Raw genomic sequence first — 16,333 nt, 5'->3', positions numbered from 1 at the left:
GGTCGACTGCGGCGCCCGTTGGCGGGTGCCGTTGCTACGTCAATCTCAAGAGGTCGCCGGCTTGCCATTTAATTTACCGACTACGGCCACTGCGCCGTTCTGTCCGTCCGAAGTCCAGGGAACCGTCGCCGTCGCGCAGGGTGCGCCGCTCTGGAAGCGGATCATGCAGTTCGCCGGCCCCGGCCTGCTGATTTCGATCGGCTACATGGACCCCGGCAACTGGGCCACCGATATCGAAGCCGGCTCGCGTTACGGTTACAGCTTATTGTTCGTGGTGGTGCTGTCCAGTCTCGCGGCAATGGCGCTGCAGTGCCTCAGCATGCGGCTTGGCATCGCCACCGGCCAGGACCTCGCGCAACTGTCGCGTAGCCGCTACTCGCCGGCCATCGCCCGGGTCCAATGGCTGCTGGCCGAGGTGTCGATCATCGCTTGCGATCTTGCCGAAGTGCTCGGCGGCGCGCTCGCGTTTCATCTGCTGTTCAAGTGCTCCCTGACCACCGGCGTGATTTTGACCGCGTTCGATACGCTGATCGTGCTCGGTCTGAAGGGAAAAAATTTCCGCGACCTCGAGGCCATCATTCTTGGGCTGATCGCCACGATCGGCATTGGTTATATCGTGCAACTGGTGCTCGTGCATCCGCATTGGCCCTCGGTGATGGCAGGGCTCGTGCCTTCGTGGCACGCCATCGGCACGCGAGAACCGCTCTATCTCTCCATCGGCATCCTCGGGGCGACCGTGATGCCGCACAATCTGTATCTGCATTCGTCCATCGTGCAAACGCGCGCCGTAAAGCGCGATTCGCGCAGTATCGCCTCGGCCATCGGTCTGTCGCGCCTCGATACGATCGTCTCGCTGGCGATCGCGCTGCTGATCAACGCTGCAATCCTGATTCTCGCGGCCGCCGCTTTCAATGCGACCGGGCACAACCAGGTCACGGAAATCGAAGATGCTTACCGGCTGCTTGCGCCGATCGTCGGCACGGGTTTCGCGGCTGTGCTGTTCGCCATCACGCTGCTCGCGTCCGGGCAAAGCTCGACGTTTACCGGCACCGTCGCCGGGCAGGTGATCATGGAAGGCTTTCTCAAGCTGAAGATCCCGTGCTGGCAGCGCCGCTTCATTACCCGCGCGCTGGCGCTGATCCCAGCCCTGATCGGCGTGCAGACGCTCGGCAACGGCGCGGTCGGCACGCTGCTGGTCGCAAGTCAGGTGGTATTGAGCCTGCAGTTGCCGTTCGCGCTCTATCCGTTGATCCGTATGACTAACGACCGTTCGCTGATGGGCGAGTTTGCCAATCGTCTGCCGACCCGGCTGCTCGCGTGGGCGCTGTTCGTCGTGATTACGGCCGCGAACCTGTGGCTGGTGGTGCAAACGGTGGGATGGATCAGCTGAGCGCGCACGTTTCCGCGCGATCGGGAGATCGTGTGACGCGTAACAAAGCAGATGAGATGCGGCGAAAAACCAGATGAGATGCGCTACCAGAGGTTGTAACGGCCTCTGGTCGACACAATGATGCCGGATGCGAAGGCGAGGCTCGAATCTGCTGGATATGCAGCAGGATGAACCGTCAGCCGGATAGCCGGCACAAAAAATCGGTACAAAACAAACCGACCGGAAATCAGTCGGGTCAGGCAGCTTCCGCGATCTGCGTAGCTTCCATTGCTTCCAACGCTTCTTGCGCTTCCAGTTTGGCTGCAGCAGCGGCTTTCTTGGTCTTGCCGGCGCGCGACGGCGGCTGGCAGGCGCCACATACTACGTTGTGCTGCAGATCGTGCTTGTGCGCGACAAACTTGCCCGTGCAACGGCAGCACGGTGTGAGTTGCAGGATCTTGGCGTCGAAGAAACGCACCAGCGTCCACGCACGCGTCAGGTCCAGCACCGGTTCCGTTTCACTGTGTTTGCAGTGTTCCAGATACAGGCGGTAACCCTTGGTCAGCGCATCCAGATGCGAGCAACGCGCTTCGTTCTTCAGGAACAGGTACGTGTTGTAGAACAGCGAAGCATGAATGTTCGCGAGCCACGTCATATACCAGTCCGCCGAGAACGGCAGCATTCCCTTGGGTGGCGAAACACCCTTCACCTCACGGTAGAGGCGAATCATGCGGTCGCGCGACAGCGTCAATTCGCTCTCGAGCACTTGCATGCGTGCACCGAGTTCGATCAGCGCGATTGCGCGGAATACTTCTTGTGCATCTTCCGTCAGGCTTCGCTTGAGCATCGCAGTCACTCCGGTTAAGCGAATTGCTCTGCTGGCTGGCCGGCCAGCAAGATAGCCGCATGAGTCGGCGATACCTCTGCGTGCTTTGTCGTTTGCGTCAACGCCGACAACATCGAGTGGTCGTTGAAGCGGAAGAAGCACAAAAGCTGGTCGGAAGAGGCCAGTTTGACGATTTGCGCGAGCGACAGCCCGGCAAGCAAATCGGCCAGTTCCGACGACAGGCCCAATCGGAACATCCCGATGGGTTTGTCCTCGCGCAACATACGTTGTGCGAGCATGATGTAAGACAAATTGATTTCGCGGATCGATTCCCGCGTCTCGCTGCTACGGTCCATTTTTGTGTTTCCGAAGCCCCGAATTGCTATGTCGGCTTTTTTGCGCCGTTATGCTTTTTGTACCCTCGCCGGACACTGGTGACCTCCGGCGACATTTACGACTTGAAACGTGTCCTGACTGTTTGATACAAGGTGTTACAACTCGTAACACCTTGGAAGCAATTGTATGAAGTGCATTTCAGGAAATCAATACCTTCTCAAAAAAATATCTCACAAAAATACAACAATTTTCGGTAACTCTTTCACGGAGCCGTAATATAGGCTGCAGCGAGGGTTCTGGAGCATGTACAGACCGTGTCTGAGCCGCCACAGGCCTTGCAGAATGGGGCTTGTCGGAATGGTCTGAGGAAATCCGTTTGAATCTCGGTAATAACGCTAATAGGCGCTTCAAACGGAAAGCTAAAAGAAAGAAAGCGACGAAATGCAGTAATAACTACTTGCCGGAACGAAGTTTGGGGGACAAAAGCGGATGTAACACGTTGCGGGAGACCCAGTTACAAACTCGGCGGCAAATGTAACGGGTGGGTGGGGAGAGTTACCGGTTCCGTCCGAACGTTCGGTCAGAGGTATGGGCAACGAGATTCTGCTGGATCCGGATGGGCGCCACCGGGCGCTGTAAGAACCGGGCGGCTGACGAAGCCGCGATCGGCCCGACAGCCTCGGAATCTGCCTGACACCAGGCCGGGATTGGTTAAATCGATAAGACAAATCGACGTTACAACTTCCCGCGGGTTGCCCGTGGCCTCAGATGAGGCGCGCCATCAGGTCGGCGTCGTGAAATACCCCGTCGATGCGGAGCGCGTCGACTTCCCGGCCGCAACAGCGAAATCCGAGCGATTCATATAGATGGCGCGCCGCTTCGTTCTGTTTTGTAACAACTAGCTGGATTTGCCGCAGACCCTCGATGCGTTCGCCGCGCGCGAGCAGGTCGCCCAGCAACGCACGGCCGGCGCCGCGGCCGGCGGCTTCAGGCGCGACATACATACCGACCACCACCGCCTTGTGCCGCTCCTTGACCCGCGGCTCGCGTCTGAGCCCGACCGTGCCGATCAACTCGAGCTCCGGCGTGGCGAACGCGCCGAGTATGAAATTGCCGTCGGCTGCCTGAGTGCCTTGCAGGATTGCCTCGTATTGCCCCGGGCCTTTCTCGAGCGCCTCCTGATGGCTCGTACCGAACGCCTCCGGGTGCGCCTGCAAACCGCGCAGGCGTAACTGGAAGAAAGCGTTGAGATCGGCGAGGTTGAGTTGCCGGATCAGCGGGGCGTGCTCCATGCGTGTTTCTCCGTGGGGGGCTCGAGTGGGCTTCGCATGGTAACGGTGCGACTGCCCACAGGGGGCGGGCTTCAGGGATTGCTAGCGGTGTCGTTCGACGCCGCTGTGGCCGGACCTTCTGCCTGATCTTCTGCGTATGCGCGCAAGGCCGCGGCGGTCTGCGGATCGGCCGGAAAGAATGCCTCGATCGCGAGTTCGGAGAGCGTGACATCCACCGGCGTCCCGAACACGGTCGTGGTGCTGAAAAACGACAGCACGCCCAGCGGCGTGCGCAGACGCAGCGGCACGGCGATCTGATTGAGGGTGGCGTTGCTGTCCGCTTCCGGGCTTTCCGCGCCCGGCGGGGTGGGATAGCCGGCAAGTTCGTCGCGCAGGGCCACGAGCGTTTCGTCGCCACTGACGTCGATCTGCCGTTGCAACCGCGCCAGCACATGTGCGCGCCAGGCGTGCCAGTTAACAATAGAGGAGGCGATCCCGTCCGGATGCAGGCTGAGGCGCAGCGCGTTGACGGGCGGCGCCAGCAGGGCTTCGCTCGCTGCGCCGAGCAGTGGGGCGAGCGCGCGGTTGGCGGTGACGATGGTCCAATGCCGGTCGATTGCGAGCGCCGGATAGGGTTCGTGTCCCTTCAGCACCAGTTCCACTGCCTCACGCGCGGCCGTCAGTTGCGGGTCGGTCAAGGGACGCTCGCGAAACAGGGGCGCATACCCGGCCGCCACCAGCAGCATGTTACGGGCGCGCAGTGGGACGTCGAGACGCTCGGCGAGGTGCATCACCATTTCGCGGCTCGGCAGGGCGCGGCCCGATTCGACGAAGCTCAGATGACGGGTCGAGATGTCGGCTTCCGCTGCGAGCAGCAACTGGCTCATGCGGCGCCGCTGCCGCCAGTCGCGCAGCAGTTCGCCGACGGTGCGGCTGGCCGACGATGGTCCCGACGGGCCGGCTTGGGGGAGGGAGAGAGTGCTCATGGGGGAATCATAGCCAGGGCGCGGCGGGATTCCATTACCTGGGAGGTAAGTGAATTGGGGGGAAGCAGTCAGACAACTCCGGCGCCTCCCGAACACACAACTACACACTTTCCTTTACCCGGCGCCGAGTCGTGTGTAAAATTACACACGAGACATGCGGAGGCCAGATGAATTCATCAAAGCTAATCCGGATGCTCGAGAAGATGGCTGGAAACTGGTGCGAATTACCGGCAGTCATCACCACTTCAAACACCCTGAAAGGAAGGGCCTTGTGACGGTTCCGCACCCTAAGAAGGATCTGCCGATCGGGACGGCGAAGAGCATCCTGAAGACCGCTGGTCTTGTTTGACCGGCGGTTTTTGCCGGCTCAGGATGTCGGAGAACATTGACTGCAAAGGAACGGAAATGGAATTTCCCATCGCTGTCCATAAGGACGATGGGAGCGTCTACGGCGTGACTGTTCCGGATATTCCGGGCGTCCACTCCTGGGGCGACACCATCGATGACGCAATCAGAAACGCAAAAGAGGCCATTGTGGGTCACGTTTCGACGCTAATAGAGCTCGGTGAAGAGGTCGGTTTCACGTGCTCGACCGTGGAAGAACTGGCCGCACAGCCTGAATACTGTGGGGCAATCTGGGCGCTGGTCAGCGTCGATCTGTCGAAGCTCGACTCGAAGCCAGAGAGGATCAACATCAGCCTGCCGCGCTTTGTTTTGCATAAGATCGACGCCTACGTCGAGGCGCGTCACGAAACCCGCAGCGGATTCCTCGCGCGCGCAGCGCTGGAAGCGTTGGCTCACCAATGATGGCGCGGATCGCTTGGTTCGCGCGCTGCTGGAATAGCGTTAAGTGACGGTCCGCTTTGGCGGGCCGTCTTTCGTTAGCGAGCAACGTTACCTCCCAGGTAATCGACTCCCCGCACCCGCTCACCGATCCTTCAGTCCGAGCCCGCCCCAAACGCACTGTTTGCCAGGCGTCGTGCTCAGCCAAGCTACTGAAGGAGTCTGTGATGAACGCACATACCGATCTGATCGACCGCTATTTCGCGGCGTGGAATGAAACAGACGCAGTCAACCGCCGCGAACTGATCGCCGCGACGTGGAGCACGGATGCCGCGTATCTGGATCCGCTACTCGCCGGCAACGGTCATGACGGAATCGACGCGATGATTCGCGCGGTCCACGAGCGCTTTCCGCGCCATACCTTCCGCCGCACCACGGATGTCGACGGCTTCGCCGACCGTCTGCGTTTTTCGTGGGAGCTGACCACGCCCGATGGCACGCCGATCGTGAAGGGCTCGGATTTTGGCGTGGTCGATCCGGCCGGACGGTTGCAGGCCGTGACGGGTTTTCTCGACGCGACGCCGGGCGCGGCCTGAGCTTAATCAAAAACAGCTGAGGCCGACTCAGGCCTACGCCTTCCCACTTTCAAGGAGATGATCATGCGCGAGCAAAGTGCCGCGGGATTTGCGGTGACACTCGCGTTCGAACGGGTGCTCGGCACCCTCGACGCAGTCAGCACCGCCATTGCCGGCTTCGCGCTGTTGGCCGGCGCGCGGGCGTTCACCTTCACCGCATTGCTGGCATGGCGCGAGCCCGTGTTAGGCGGCGCGGGTCTGGTGTTGCTGGGACTGGTAGGCTGGCTGCGCTGGTTTAGCCGCCAAAGAACAGCGGCCGGCCTGAAAGGCGCGACGCCCTGCTCGGGGTCGCCGGCTTCACGATAAAATGACTGACCGTTTGCCCACCGCACGCGACTGGCTTCTGTGGACGAGCGTTCGCGCGGATCAGCCTGCCTCGTCGCCACCCGGCGCAGGTGTGCCTGATCGGGCGGCGAAACGATCATAAATAGAGGGGGAGTACATGATACGGGGTTGTGTAGTGATGTTAGCCGCCGTCACACTCGCCGTGCTCGGCGGTTGCGGCAACAAGGAAGGCGACGAGTTCGTCGGTAAGTGGCAGAGCACCAAGGGCCGCGAAAGCGTCGAGATCAGCCGTAACGACGATGGCTTTGTCATCGCCAACACCAGTGGTGGCAGTGTCAGGCCCGGGGTGGCATCTGCCGTCTACCGGGACGGCGTGCTGGAGGTCGAATCGACTGGCCGCATTGAAAGCATCCCCTACGACAAGCAGCACGACACGATCATCTTGCCGACCATGGCCGGCTCGGCGACATTCAGCCGGGTCAAGTGAGGTTTTGCGGCGCATAGTGCCTATCAGACCGTGCCCGCACGGCATCCGGGTAGCACCTGCTAACATGTAACCCGCCGCCTCGGACGCCAGGTCCGGACGCACCCTGCCGTCACCGTCGAATCCGCCATGTCGCTCATTAGTCTGCTTGATCCGTGGGAGCCGTCGTTTGTGCTCGTCGCCGTGTTCGTTGCCGTCGCGGTGCTGTATGCGCGCGGTTCGCGCCACATCCGCGTCAGCTTTGCCCGGCGGGGGGCGTTCTGGATCGGGCTCGTGCTGTTCTATATTGCGCTGCACACACGCCTCGACTACTACGCCGAGCACCAGTTCTTCGTGCACCGGCTCCAGCATCTCGTGCTGCATCACCTGGCTCCTCTGATCCTGATGGCTTCGTATCCGGGCAGTGTGCTGCGCGCCGGTTTGCCGCTGCGCTGGCGCAGCGCGCTGCGGCGTTGGCAGCGTCTGAAGCCCGTGCGGATCGTTGCTGCCGTGTTGTTCAATCCGGCCTTTATCTCTATCGCTTTCGTCGTTTCCGTGGTGTTCTGGCTGATTCCGTCCGTCCAGTTCGTCGCGATGCTCGACTGGCGCATCTACACGTTCATGAACTGGTCGGTCGCGGTGAGCGGCCTGCTGTACTGGTGGATGCTGCTCGATCACCGGCCGAGTCCGCCGAGCCGCACGCGCCCGGGCCTGCGGGTGCTGTCTCCGGTGATCACCATGACGCCGCAGATCCTCGTGGGCGCCATCATCACCTTTTCCTCGCATGACCTTTATCCGGTGTTCACGCTGTGCGGCCGCGCGTTCACGTCCGTTCCGCCCGCGCTCGATCAGAGCCTCGGCGGCCTGATCATGTGGGTGCCCGCCGGGGTGCTCGAAGCGATCGGCGCGATGATGGCGCTGCGTCACGTGATGCGTCTGTCCACCTTGCCGTCGCGCGTGCCGCCGAAGGCGAGGCGGGGCGGGGCAAGAGCGAAGCCGGCACTGCAGGCAGGAAGCTGATCAGCCGGGTTACCGTGCGCAATCAATGCTTGCGGCTGGCCTTCACGCCAGGCTGATCCCGTACCTTTTGAACCGAACAAGGACATGCCGTGCTCGAAGAACGATGCGATGTCGTGGTGGTGGGACTCGGCGCCATGGGCGCAGCCACGCTTTACCAGCTGGCCAAGGCTGGCGCGAAAGCGGTGGGCATAGACCGATATGCCCCGCCGCATGACCAGGGATCGAGTCACGGAGACACGCGTATTACCCGGCTGGCCGTTGGCGAAGGCGCCGCGTACGTGCCGTTGGTGCGCAGGTCGCAGCAGATCTGGCGCGAACTGGAAGCACGCGACGGTGACGCGCTCTTCGAGCAATGCGGGGTGCTCGTCATGACCTCGGGCGCGACGCACACATCGCACCACGGCGCGGCTGATTTCACGCTGAGCACGATCGAGCTGGCACGGACCTATGGCATCGCTCATGAGGTTCTCACGGCCGAACAGCTCCGCGCACGCTTCCCGCAATTTGCGCCGCTTCGCGACGACACGATCGCGTACTACGAACCGGAAGGGGGCTTTGTGCGACCCGAACGGTGCATCGCCGCGCAACTGAAGGCGGCGCGCGAGCTCGGGGCCGACGTGATCGCCGGTGTGACGGTTTCCGCTGTGGAGTCGATGGGCAACGTGGTCCGGGTGAGGGCGGGCGATCGGACAGTGGTGGCGGATAAGGTCGTTGTCTGCGCCGGCATGTGGTCCGCCGAGCTGTTGGGCGAGCCGTTCAAAAGCTTGCTGAAGGTTTGCAGGCAACAGCTATTCTGGTTCAAGCTTGAAGAGCCTATGATTTTTCCTGAGGTTTCCCCGAGCTTCATTCTCTCGCACGGTCCTTTGGACACCGACTTTTGCTACGGCTTTCCACCCATTCCCGGTGAAGGCAGCATGAAGATCGCGACCGAGCAATACATGGCGCTGAGCGAGCCCGATTCGCTGGATCGCACGGTGTCCGACGCCGATGTGGCGGCCATGTTCCGCACGCATGTTGCGGGCAAGATCGCCGGCGTGACCGCGGAACGGGTCAAGGCGCGTGTCTGTACCTACACCGTGACGCCTGACTATGGTTTCATCATTGACGAGCATCCTGCGCTCAAGAATGTCACCGCGGTGTCGGCCTGTTCGGGTCATGGCTTCAAGCATTCGGCGGCAATCGGCGAGGCGGTCGCGCAACGCTGTCTGAGCGGAAAGAGTCAGATCGACCTTTCGGCGTTTTCTTTAAGCCGTTTTTCCTGAGGAAAGCGCAAGGACGTTGTCTGGTCCGTGCGTTTTTCCATAGGCTTGCGGCTTCAGACTGCAGGCGATACTACCGTCCCAATCGTCATTGCCGTCTCGCCAGCGGCGATCGTTTCGGTGTGCGATGCTTTGGTAAAGCTGAACGGCTGAGCGATCGTCCAGATGGCTTGTATCCTGGCCCAGGTGTTCGAGGAAGAGCTGGCAGCGCAGGGCTTTTACCGCGTTGGAGTCCCAGACGCTCGCGTTCATTTCGCTATGGCCGTACAGCGAATTCGCATGAAGGTTGCACGATCCTATGGTGGCCCATGCATCGTCTATCAGCATGAGCTTTGCATGGACGTAAACGTAACGCCGGCCATCGGTTTGCGTGGGCCCTGCGAGTGCGGCGAGCGTGAAATTTTCATGGCGGCCGAGTGCTTCGATCTGCTCGAAAAACGCCGCGCGTTCAGGATTTTGTCGCCACTGCGCGACATACGGTTCGGGCTCTCCCGGCACCAGAAGAACCACGAATACCCCTCGTTTCAAGGCATTTTCAAGCGCACCGGCAATGGCGGGCACCGGAAGCGCCTGATTTTCCAGGTAGATCGAACGACGCGCGGCGGCGATGGCCAACAGATATTGTTCGGTGATGGACCGCTCGCCGTTGGCGATGGGATAGGCTTCTCCAACGCCCGGGGCTGCGTGCGCGTTGCGATAACATCCAGCGTGCACATTGCGTTGAATCTGCACGGTGCTCGGGCCTTGCGCCTTCGATAAACGTGTCGGGAACGCGAGATCCGAGTGTTCGTCAGGTCCATACACGCCAAGCGCACTATTGCGCTCGCTGGTTTCGTTCCAGCGCTGAACGAAGTTGTGATGCACATCGCTCGCGCATGGACCGGTTATCTCGGCGTAGACGTCGTGGCGTTGTTCACCCCCTGCGTGCCCAGGTTCGACGAGCGCGAAAGTCGGGTTGATGCCGCCGACAAACACGGTTTCCGAGGACTCCCCTGCATCGATCAGCCAGCATTTCTGATGGTGACAATAGGTGGCGGGCGCGCGATCCCAGCGAGCGTTCAAACGCGAGCCCCGCTCCGCCAGCCAGTCGAAGTCGGACTGGGTGCCTTCAAACGTCTGTCCGTATCCATTGCTCGCGGGGTTGGGGCGCCAGAAAATCACGCGGACGTCGACACCCCGCTGGGCAGCACCATCGAGCACATCGAACAGCGTGCCCCGTCCGTCGGGCATCTGAAAAAGCCTTGATACGAAGGTAACGGTGAGCCAGACACGGTGCTGGGCGCTTTCTACCGCTTCGCAGATGCGGCGAAATGCAGGACCGCTATCTATAAGCGGACGAACCCGGTTGCCGGGCCGTCGCGGATAGGAACCCTGCGTGATGAATGGGACGGACATCTGGCCGGGATCGTTATTTGTGGTCGGCTCGGAGTGGTGATCCATTGAAGGGTTCCAGGTGGCATTCGATCGTCGTTAGAGACGCCGCTTTTATTTTCGAGGAGACGCAGCGCCAGCAAGCTTAAAACAAGGTTATTTCGCTTTGTCAGGCGTTTTCTTTCCAGGCTCTTATGGCGTTTCGGGGCATTTCGCCTGTCTTTGCCCGAGCATTGCGCGCCGGCCAAAGGAGAATTAACCCGCTATATGTGGTTTACGTAATAATTGCACTGTAGCCTCCGTCGTTCCGCTAACCGTCAAAAATGCGCAGGTCATGGCTTTCAGCGAACCAAGGTCTCCATTTTTCAAGTGGATTGTCTCTTCCGCTCAAAATCTGAGTGCCGAAAATCGGCAAATATTGCTTGCCAATCTGTTCACCAGAACGGCATCCATTATTTTTGCGTCGATTTGTGAAATCAGTGTCTGCGCCACGGCCTTTTACCTCCATCGGACTGCGCTTTATGCCGGTTGGGGACTTGCTGTCCTCGCTTTGCTGTTTACCCGGCTGGTATTGATTTACGTCTGTTGCCAACGTAGTGCCCGCGGCGAGCCTACGCCCACCTCCGCGTTTCTGTTGGCGAGCATTGTCTGGAGCGCGCTGTTCGGCTTCGGCAGCCTTCTATGCAATGTCAGCGGCGACCCGACGCTATTCCTGCTCGGAAATGTTTGCGCCGTCGGCGTTATAGGCGGCCTGGCAGGTCGCAATGCCGGCATTCCCCACCTTGTGCTGATTCAGATCACGCTCATTCTCGGGCTACTCGGTCTGGGCGCGGCCCTCTCTCCCGGCTCCGGCAAGCTCGTCCTGCTGTTTCAGGCGCCATTCTGCGCGGCAGGCTTCTTTACCGTCGCCCTGCGTAGCAACCGCGACACCGTCGCGTTGCTGACGGCACGCGAAAACAGCCACCGCCTGGCGCGCCACGACAGTCTCACTGGCTTGCCCAACCGCGCACGCATCAGCGAGCTCCTGCTCGAGCGCACGGGGACCGTGCAGCAGGTCGACGATCAATCGTTCGCTGTTCTACTGATCGACCTCGACGGCTTCAAGGCGATCAACGACAGCCTTGGACACGCTGCGGGCGACCAGATCCTGCAGGAAGCGGCGATACGGCTGCGCGATATCCTGCCGGCCGGCGGTATCGTCGGACGCCTGGCGGGGGACGAATTCGTCGCCATCTACGATGGCGCTTCCCTGATCGATGATGTGCGTGTGCTGGCCGATCGCATCGTCAAGGCATTGGCCCGGCCGTTCGTGCTGAGCGAGGCACGCGTCCACATTGGCGCGAGTGTTGGTATTTCGCTTTATCCGGAGCACGGCAAAACCGGGCCGCAATTGCTGATATGCGCGGATCGTGCCTTGTACGCGGTCAAGCGCAATGGCAAAAGTGCCTTTGCCGTTTTCGATGCCGACAAGCACGCCTCCGACGAAAGTCTGAGTCTCCTGCGCAGCGACCTCGAAGGCGCGATGCAGTCTTTTAGCGGCTTGCGGATGGAGTATCAGCCCATCGTCGATCTTAGCGACGGGACCATCTCGGGACGCGAGGCGTTGCTGCGCTGGACCCACCCGACGCGCGGCGAGTTGTCGCCCATCGCATTCATTCCCACGGCCGAACGCACGGGCCTGGTACTCGAACTGGGTGAATGGGCGCTGCGGCAATCGTGCATGGAAGCGGTCACCTGGCGCGATGCGGTCACGGTTGCGGTCAACGTCTCGCCTGTGCAATTGCGCGAGGAGTCGTTCGCTGCGACGGTCGAGTCGATCCTGCACAAAACGAAGTTGCCGCCGCAGCGCCTGAATATCGAGGTGACCGAAACAGTGCTGCTAAGCGACGATATCGCGACCCGGCGCAACGTCGCAACGCTCCGTGCATTAGGTATCGGACTGGCGCTGGACGATTTTGGAACCGGCTTTTCAACCATGTCGACGCTCGTCCGTTTTTCGTTCGATGAACTCAAGATCGACAGTTCCTTCGTCAAGGAATCCGTGCACCGGCGCGAATCCGCGGCGGTGGTTCGCGGGATCGTGGCGTTGGCGCGGGAGATGGGCATGCCGACTACCGCGGAAGGTATCGAGACCCCCGAACAACTCGACTTCGTCCGCGGCTGCGGATGTACCCACGCGCAAGGCTACCTGCTTGGCAGGCCGGAGCGGGCGGAGACCATCGCGCACCGGGAAGAGCGGCTCGCCGCCGACGGTGTGATCAAAGGCTAGGCCATCGCTAACGGCGCGCATGCGCCGTCCACTGCCTGATTTGCCTACCCTGTTTTCAGGCAATCCTTACGCAAAAAGTCCTCAAGTTGCAGTGCGATGCTGCCGTTTACATGCGTCGTGGTGTATGAGAGTAGCCATGAGGTGTTCTGCCCGCCTTCGGATCGTAATAGAAGAGTATTGATCAGTCGTTCTGAATGAGCAGCAAAACCCATGCGTCATGTTTATGAGGAAACCTAAAGTAGCTGCATCGTTTGCCGATATTTAGTTAGATATCGCGTGGCACGAATGCGGCGCGCCGGCATTGCGCGGCGAACGACCTATCGAGGACCAGAATTCCATGCATAAGTGGAGGCGCCATTCGTTGCGTATCCTGAGTTGCCTTCTCGTCTGCGTGGAGATGGTCGCGGCTGTACCGCCCGCCAGAGCAGCCGATGCCTGGTACGATGGATCGACGCCGGTTTTTCGCCATGTCGAAATGCCGAGCGACATTACGCCCACGGCAATGCTGCAGGACCGGGACGGCCTGATCTGGATCGCCTCGCAAACGGGTCTCGCCAGCTGGGACGGCTATCGCTTCCGCACTTACATTGCCGACCCGAGCAAGCCTGGCACCTTGCCTTCTTCCTACATCAATGCGCTGTATGAGGACCGCGAGGGCCGCCTCTGGGCGGCCACAGACAGTGGCGGTCTCGCAAGACTCGACAAGGCAGCTGGCACCTTCTCTACGCTGGGCGCGGGCCCTCAGGGCCTGAGCAGCGTACGCGTATTCTCCCTTGCCCCTGACGGCCCGGACGGCCTCTGGGTGGGCACGGAGGCCGGCCTCGACCGGCTGGATCTCAACACCGGCAAGGTGCGGCGCGCAGGCGGTGGGGCCATCCCCGCTGGCCTGCCCGCGCACCGGATCAGCGCGCTCCTCGTCGATCGCGGCGGCAACCTGTGGGCCGGCACGCTCGACGGGATCTACGTATTGCGTGCCGGCGCACAGGCTTTTGTGGCGGTGCCGGCGACGAGCCTCACGGGCGCCGCTATCGAGGTCTGGCAACTGGCAGAGGACCGGGAAGGGCGGGTCTGGGTCGGGACGCGAGCGACCGGTGCCTTCGTGATCGAACCAGGTGCCACGACGGCGCAGCAATTGCGCGACAGCGAACGCAGCGACGGGCAGGGTGTCGAGACCGACTGGGTCGGCGCGATCGTCGATGTCGGTAACGGTCACGTGTGGCTCGGCACGTGGGCCCAGGGCATCGTGCAGGTCGACACCCGCAGCTGGGCGACCCGGCGTCTGCGCCACGATGCCGGGATTCCTGGGAGCCTGGGCGAGGACGACGTGGCGGCGCTACTGCGCGATCGCAGTGGGTTTGTGTGGGCCGGCGGACCGAATGTGTTCGATTCGATCGATCCCTCCCAGCGGGCGATATCCACGTGGTATGGCAGCGACGGCCACCTGCTCGGCGGCAAGCGGGCAGAGGTCACGGCGGTGCTTGTCCAGCCCGACGGCAGCGTCTGGCTCGGCGCCGATATCGGCGGCGTCGACATCGTCCCGCCTGACCGCGAGCACGGCCGGCGTCTCACGGCGGAGGACGGTCTGTCGCGGACCGCGCTTCCCAGGGGCGCAGTGCTTTCGATGGCACGCGCACCGGACGGTAGCGTCTACATCGGGACTGCTAAGGGTTTGTACCGAACGCGTGATGACGGTCTCAGTGTCGAGCGGATGGAGTTCCCTGGCATTTCGCCTACTGCATTGGTGAGGGCGGTGTCGCTCGTCGATGGCAAGCTCTGGATCGGCGGCACGGACGGATTGAGCTATGTCGACCTGTCCGCGCAAGGCGCCACGGCGTACAGTGTCCCCGGCCTGCAGGGCGAAGACATCACGAACCTCAGCGCCGGCGCAGACGGGACGCTGTGGGTCGGCACGCAGACAGGACTTACGCGGTACTGGCCGACAACCGGCCGGCTCGAGCGGCCCTGGCCGGAGGGGCCCGGGCGTGTCGGCCTGCCTAGCACCCACGTGACTTCGGTTGTGCAGGACAAGCGCGGGCGGCTGTGGATTGCTTTCTATGGCGGAGGCGTGCGTGTGGTCGAGCCCGGGGTGGGCGGAGCGCCTACGCGAATCGACAGCATCGGTCACGATCAGGGTCTGCAGAAAAACGCCGCGAATGCCCTGCTGCTCGACGAGCAGGGCAACGCCTGGGTCAGCACCGACAGCGGCATTCTGCGCATCGACGGTAACACGCTGACCACGACGCTGCTGCAGCAGGCCGACGGGGTGGGGCTGCTGCCGTACTGGACCTCAGCGGCCGGGACGACACCGCAAGGCGATCTGCTGTTCGGCGGCAACGGTTTGACCATCGTGCATCCGAGCGAATTCCAGCCGGCACGTTTCAAGGCTTCCATCGTGCTGACCGATGCCGATGGCCGGCCGTTACCGCCGTCCGGGCTCAGGCTCGGCCCTTCGCAACGCACGGTGCAAGTGGCTTTCGCGTTGCTCGATTACTCGGCCCCCGAACGCACGCGCTACTCCTATCGCCTGGCTGGCCTGGAGGATACGTGGACCGAGTCATCCGCCGAGCAGCGCGTCGCGCATTATACGAATGTGCCGCCCGGAAAATACACGCTGCAGGTGCGGGCGTCGAACCGTGCCGGAGGTCAATGGACCGAGTCGGTGAGCTTGCCCGTCCGCGTTGTGCCGACGTGGTACGAGAGGACCACGTTTCGCGTGATCATGGCACTCCTGCTGCTGGCGCTGTTCGGCCTGCTGATGCACGTGCGCATGCGCCTGCTGCGGCGACGCGCATTGACGCTGGAGGCGGTGATCGCGGAGCGGACCCAGGAACTCCAGCAACGTTCCGATGAGCTGGTGCGCCGCACGGCGGAATTGCAGGCCAGCGAACAGCGGCTCGAGCAGTTGGCTTACTTCGACAGTCTGACGGGCCTCGCGAACCGGCGGCACTTCAACGACGATCTGCAACTCCTGATCGAGCAGGCGCGTCGCGGCGCGGAATTCGCGCTTGTGCTGGTCGACCTCGATCGCTTCAAGCCGATCAACGATATCCACGGCCACGATGCTGGCGACGTGGTGTTGAAGGCCGTTGGCTCACGCCTGCGGCTGATCACGCGCGAGATCGATCTTGTCGCGCGCCTTGGCGGCGACGAGTTCGCCGTGCTGCTCAGAGATCCAGGCGAGCGCGATGCGGTGGCCGAGGTGTGCGAGCGGATCATCGCCACCTTCGCTGAGCCGATTCCGTACCGCAAGCTTTCGCTGGAGGTCAGGGCGAGCATCGGGGTTGCGCGTTGTCCACAGGACTCACGGGATGCCCAGGGGCTGTATAAATCCGCGGACATGGCGCTCTACGCGGCGAAAGAGGCCGGCCGCAGCGCCTGGCGCTGGGCGGGCGATTCTTTCGAGGTGGACCGTTGAGTCGAGCAAGTCAGGTATCCTGAATGATGGCGACTGCCCGGCCCA

Annotated in this window: 15 protein-coding genes and 1 pseudogene; 10 read left to right on the top strand and 6 right to left on the bottom strand. The window is 61.9% G+C overall.

Features of this window, described 5'->3' with window-relative positions; all coding sequences use genetic code 11:
- Positions 1-61 precede the first annotated feature (61 nt).
- Complete coding sequence (locus BUS06_RS36135; protein WP_074269025.1) at positions 62-1,390, top strand: Nramp family divalent metal transporter; 1,329 nt, start codon at positions 62-64, stop codon at positions 1,388-1,390.
- A gap of 235 nt (positions 1,391-1,625) precedes the next feature.
- Here the strand turns inward: BUS06_RS36135 and flhC are convergent, their stop codons facing one another.
- The 4 genes from flhC to BUS06_RS36115 all read right to left on the bottom strand — a co-directional run bounded on the left by flhC (position 1,626) and on the right by BUS06_RS36115 (position 4,788).
- The gene (flhC, locus tag BUS06_RS36130) at positions 1,626-2,216 is read right to left on the bottom strand and encodes a flagellar transcriptional regulator FlhC (protein WP_074269024.1); all 591 of its coding nucleotides are present in this window, start codon (positions 2,214-2,216) and stop codon (positions 1,626-1,628) included.
- A gap of 14 nt (positions 2,217-2,230) precedes the next feature.
- Positions 2,231-2,551 carry a flagellar transcriptional regulator FlhD gene (flhD, locus tag BUS06_RS36125; protein WP_074269023.1) on the bottom strand — a complete coding sequence of 107 codons (321 nt, stop codon included), beginning with the start codon at positions 2,549-2,551 and terminating at the stop codon, positions 2,231-2,233.
- A 744-nt stretch (positions 2,552-3,295) separates the two neighbouring features.
- Positions 3,296-3,823 carry a GNAT family N-acetyltransferase gene (locus BUS06_RS36120; RefSeq protein WP_074269022.1) on the bottom strand — a complete coding sequence of 176 codons (528 nt, stop codon included), beginning with the start codon at positions 3,821-3,823 and terminating at the stop codon, positions 3,296-3,298.
- A 71-nt stretch (positions 3,824-3,894) separates the two neighbouring features.
- Positions 3,895-4,788 carry a helix-turn-helix domain-containing protein gene (locus BUS06_RS36115; protein ID WP_074269021.1) on the bottom strand — a complete coding sequence of 298 codons (894 nt, stop codon included), beginning with the start codon at positions 4,786-4,788 and terminating at the stop codon, positions 3,895-3,897.
- 167 nt (positions 4,789-4,955) lie between these two features.
- On the opposite strand from BUS06_RS36115, the pseudogene BUS06_RS36110 reads away from it, so the two are divergent.
- The 7 genes and pseudogenes from BUS06_RS36110 (at position 4,956) to solA (ending at position 9,236) form a co-directional block, all read left to right on the top strand.
- Positions 4,956-5,137: pseudogene (locus BUS06_RS36110) on the top strand (type II toxin-antitoxin system HicA family toxin).
- A gap of 56 nt (positions 5,138-5,193) precedes the next feature.
- Positions 5,194-5,595: a type II toxin-antitoxin system HicB family antitoxin gene (locus BUS06_RS36105; protein WP_074269019.1), complete on the top strand. Its 402-nt coding sequence runs from the start codon at positions 5,194-5,196 to the stop codon at positions 5,593-5,595.
- A gap of 203 nt (positions 5,596-5,798) precedes the next feature.
- The gene (locus BUS06_RS36100; RefSeq protein WP_074269018.1) at positions 5,799-6,167 is read left to right on the top strand and encodes a nuclear transport factor 2 family protein; all 369 of its coding nucleotides are present in this window, start codon (positions 5,799-5,801) and stop codon (positions 6,165-6,167) included.
- A gap of 63 nt (positions 6,168-6,230) precedes the next feature.
- Positions 6,231-6,512, top strand: coding sequence for a hypothetical protein (locus BUS06_RS36095; RefSeq protein WP_143787711.1), 282 nt, complete (start codon positions 6,231-6,233; stop codon positions 6,510-6,512).
- 154 nt (positions 6,513-6,666) lie between these two features.
- On the top strand, positions 6,667-6,978 hold the full coding sequence (locus BUS06_RS36090) for a hypothetical protein (RefSeq protein ID WP_167379460.1): 312 nt from the start codon (positions 6,667-6,669) through the stop codon (positions 6,976-6,978).
- A gap of 126 nt (positions 6,979-7,104) precedes the next feature.
- Positions 7,105-7,974: a cytochrome c oxidase assembly protein gene (locus BUS06_RS36085; RefSeq protein WP_074269016.1), complete on the top strand. Its 870-nt coding sequence runs from the start codon at positions 7,105-7,107 to the stop codon at positions 7,972-7,974.
- An 89-nt stretch (positions 7,975-8,063) separates the two neighbouring features.
- Positions 8,064-9,236, top strand: coding sequence for an N-methyl-L-tryptophan oxidase (gene solA, locus BUS06_RS36080; RefSeq protein WP_254369060.1), 1,173 nt, complete (start codon positions 8,064-8,066; stop codon positions 9,234-9,236).
- Here solA and BUS06_RS36075 read toward each other — a convergent pair.
- Both BUS06_RS36075 and BUS06_RS38500 read right to left on the bottom strand, forming a co-directional pair.
- Complete coding sequence (locus BUS06_RS36075; protein ID WP_074269015.1) at positions 9,219-10,673, bottom strand: phospholipase D-like domain-containing protein; 1,455 nt, start codon at positions 10,671-10,673, stop codon at positions 9,219-9,221. The two genes, solA and BUS06_RS36075, sit on opposite strands and share 18 nt — an antisense overlap.
- A gap of 241 nt (positions 10,674-10,914) precedes the next feature.
- Positions 10,915-11,196 (bottom strand): hypothetical protein, encoded by a 282-nt coding sequence (locus BUS06_RS38500; protein ID WP_254369059.1) that lies wholly within the window; start codon positions 11,194-11,196, stop codon positions 10,915-10,917.
- A 42-nt stretch (positions 11,197-11,238) separates the two neighbouring features.
- On the opposite strand from BUS06_RS38500, the gene BUS06_RS36070 reads away from it, so the two are divergent.
- Together BUS06_RS36070 and BUS06_RS36065 are read left to right on the top strand one after the other, a co-directional pair.
- A complete protein-coding gene (locus BUS06_RS36070; protein WP_254369058.1) occupies positions 11,239-12,873 on the top strand; it encodes a putative bifunctional diguanylate cyclase/phosphodiesterase in 1,635 nt (544 codons plus the stop codon).
- Between the two features lie 337 nt (positions 12,874-13,210).
- A complete protein-coding gene (locus tag BUS06_RS36065) occupies positions 13,211-16,288 on the top strand; it encodes a ligand-binding sensor domain-containing diguanylate cyclase (RefSeq protein ID WP_083611749.1) in 3,078 nt (1,025 codons plus the stop codon).
- Positions 16,289-16,333: the final 45 nt, after the last annotated feature.

Source organism: Paraburkholderia phenazinium (assembly GCF_900141745.1).
Classification (GTDB): domain Bacteria; phylum Pseudomonadota; class Gammaproteobacteria; order Burkholderiales; family Burkholderiaceae; genus Paraburkholderia; species Paraburkholderia phenazinium_B.
The sequence above is the reverse complement of the archived record's forward strand: the minus strand, read 5'-3'. Positions and strand labels throughout refer to the sequence as shown.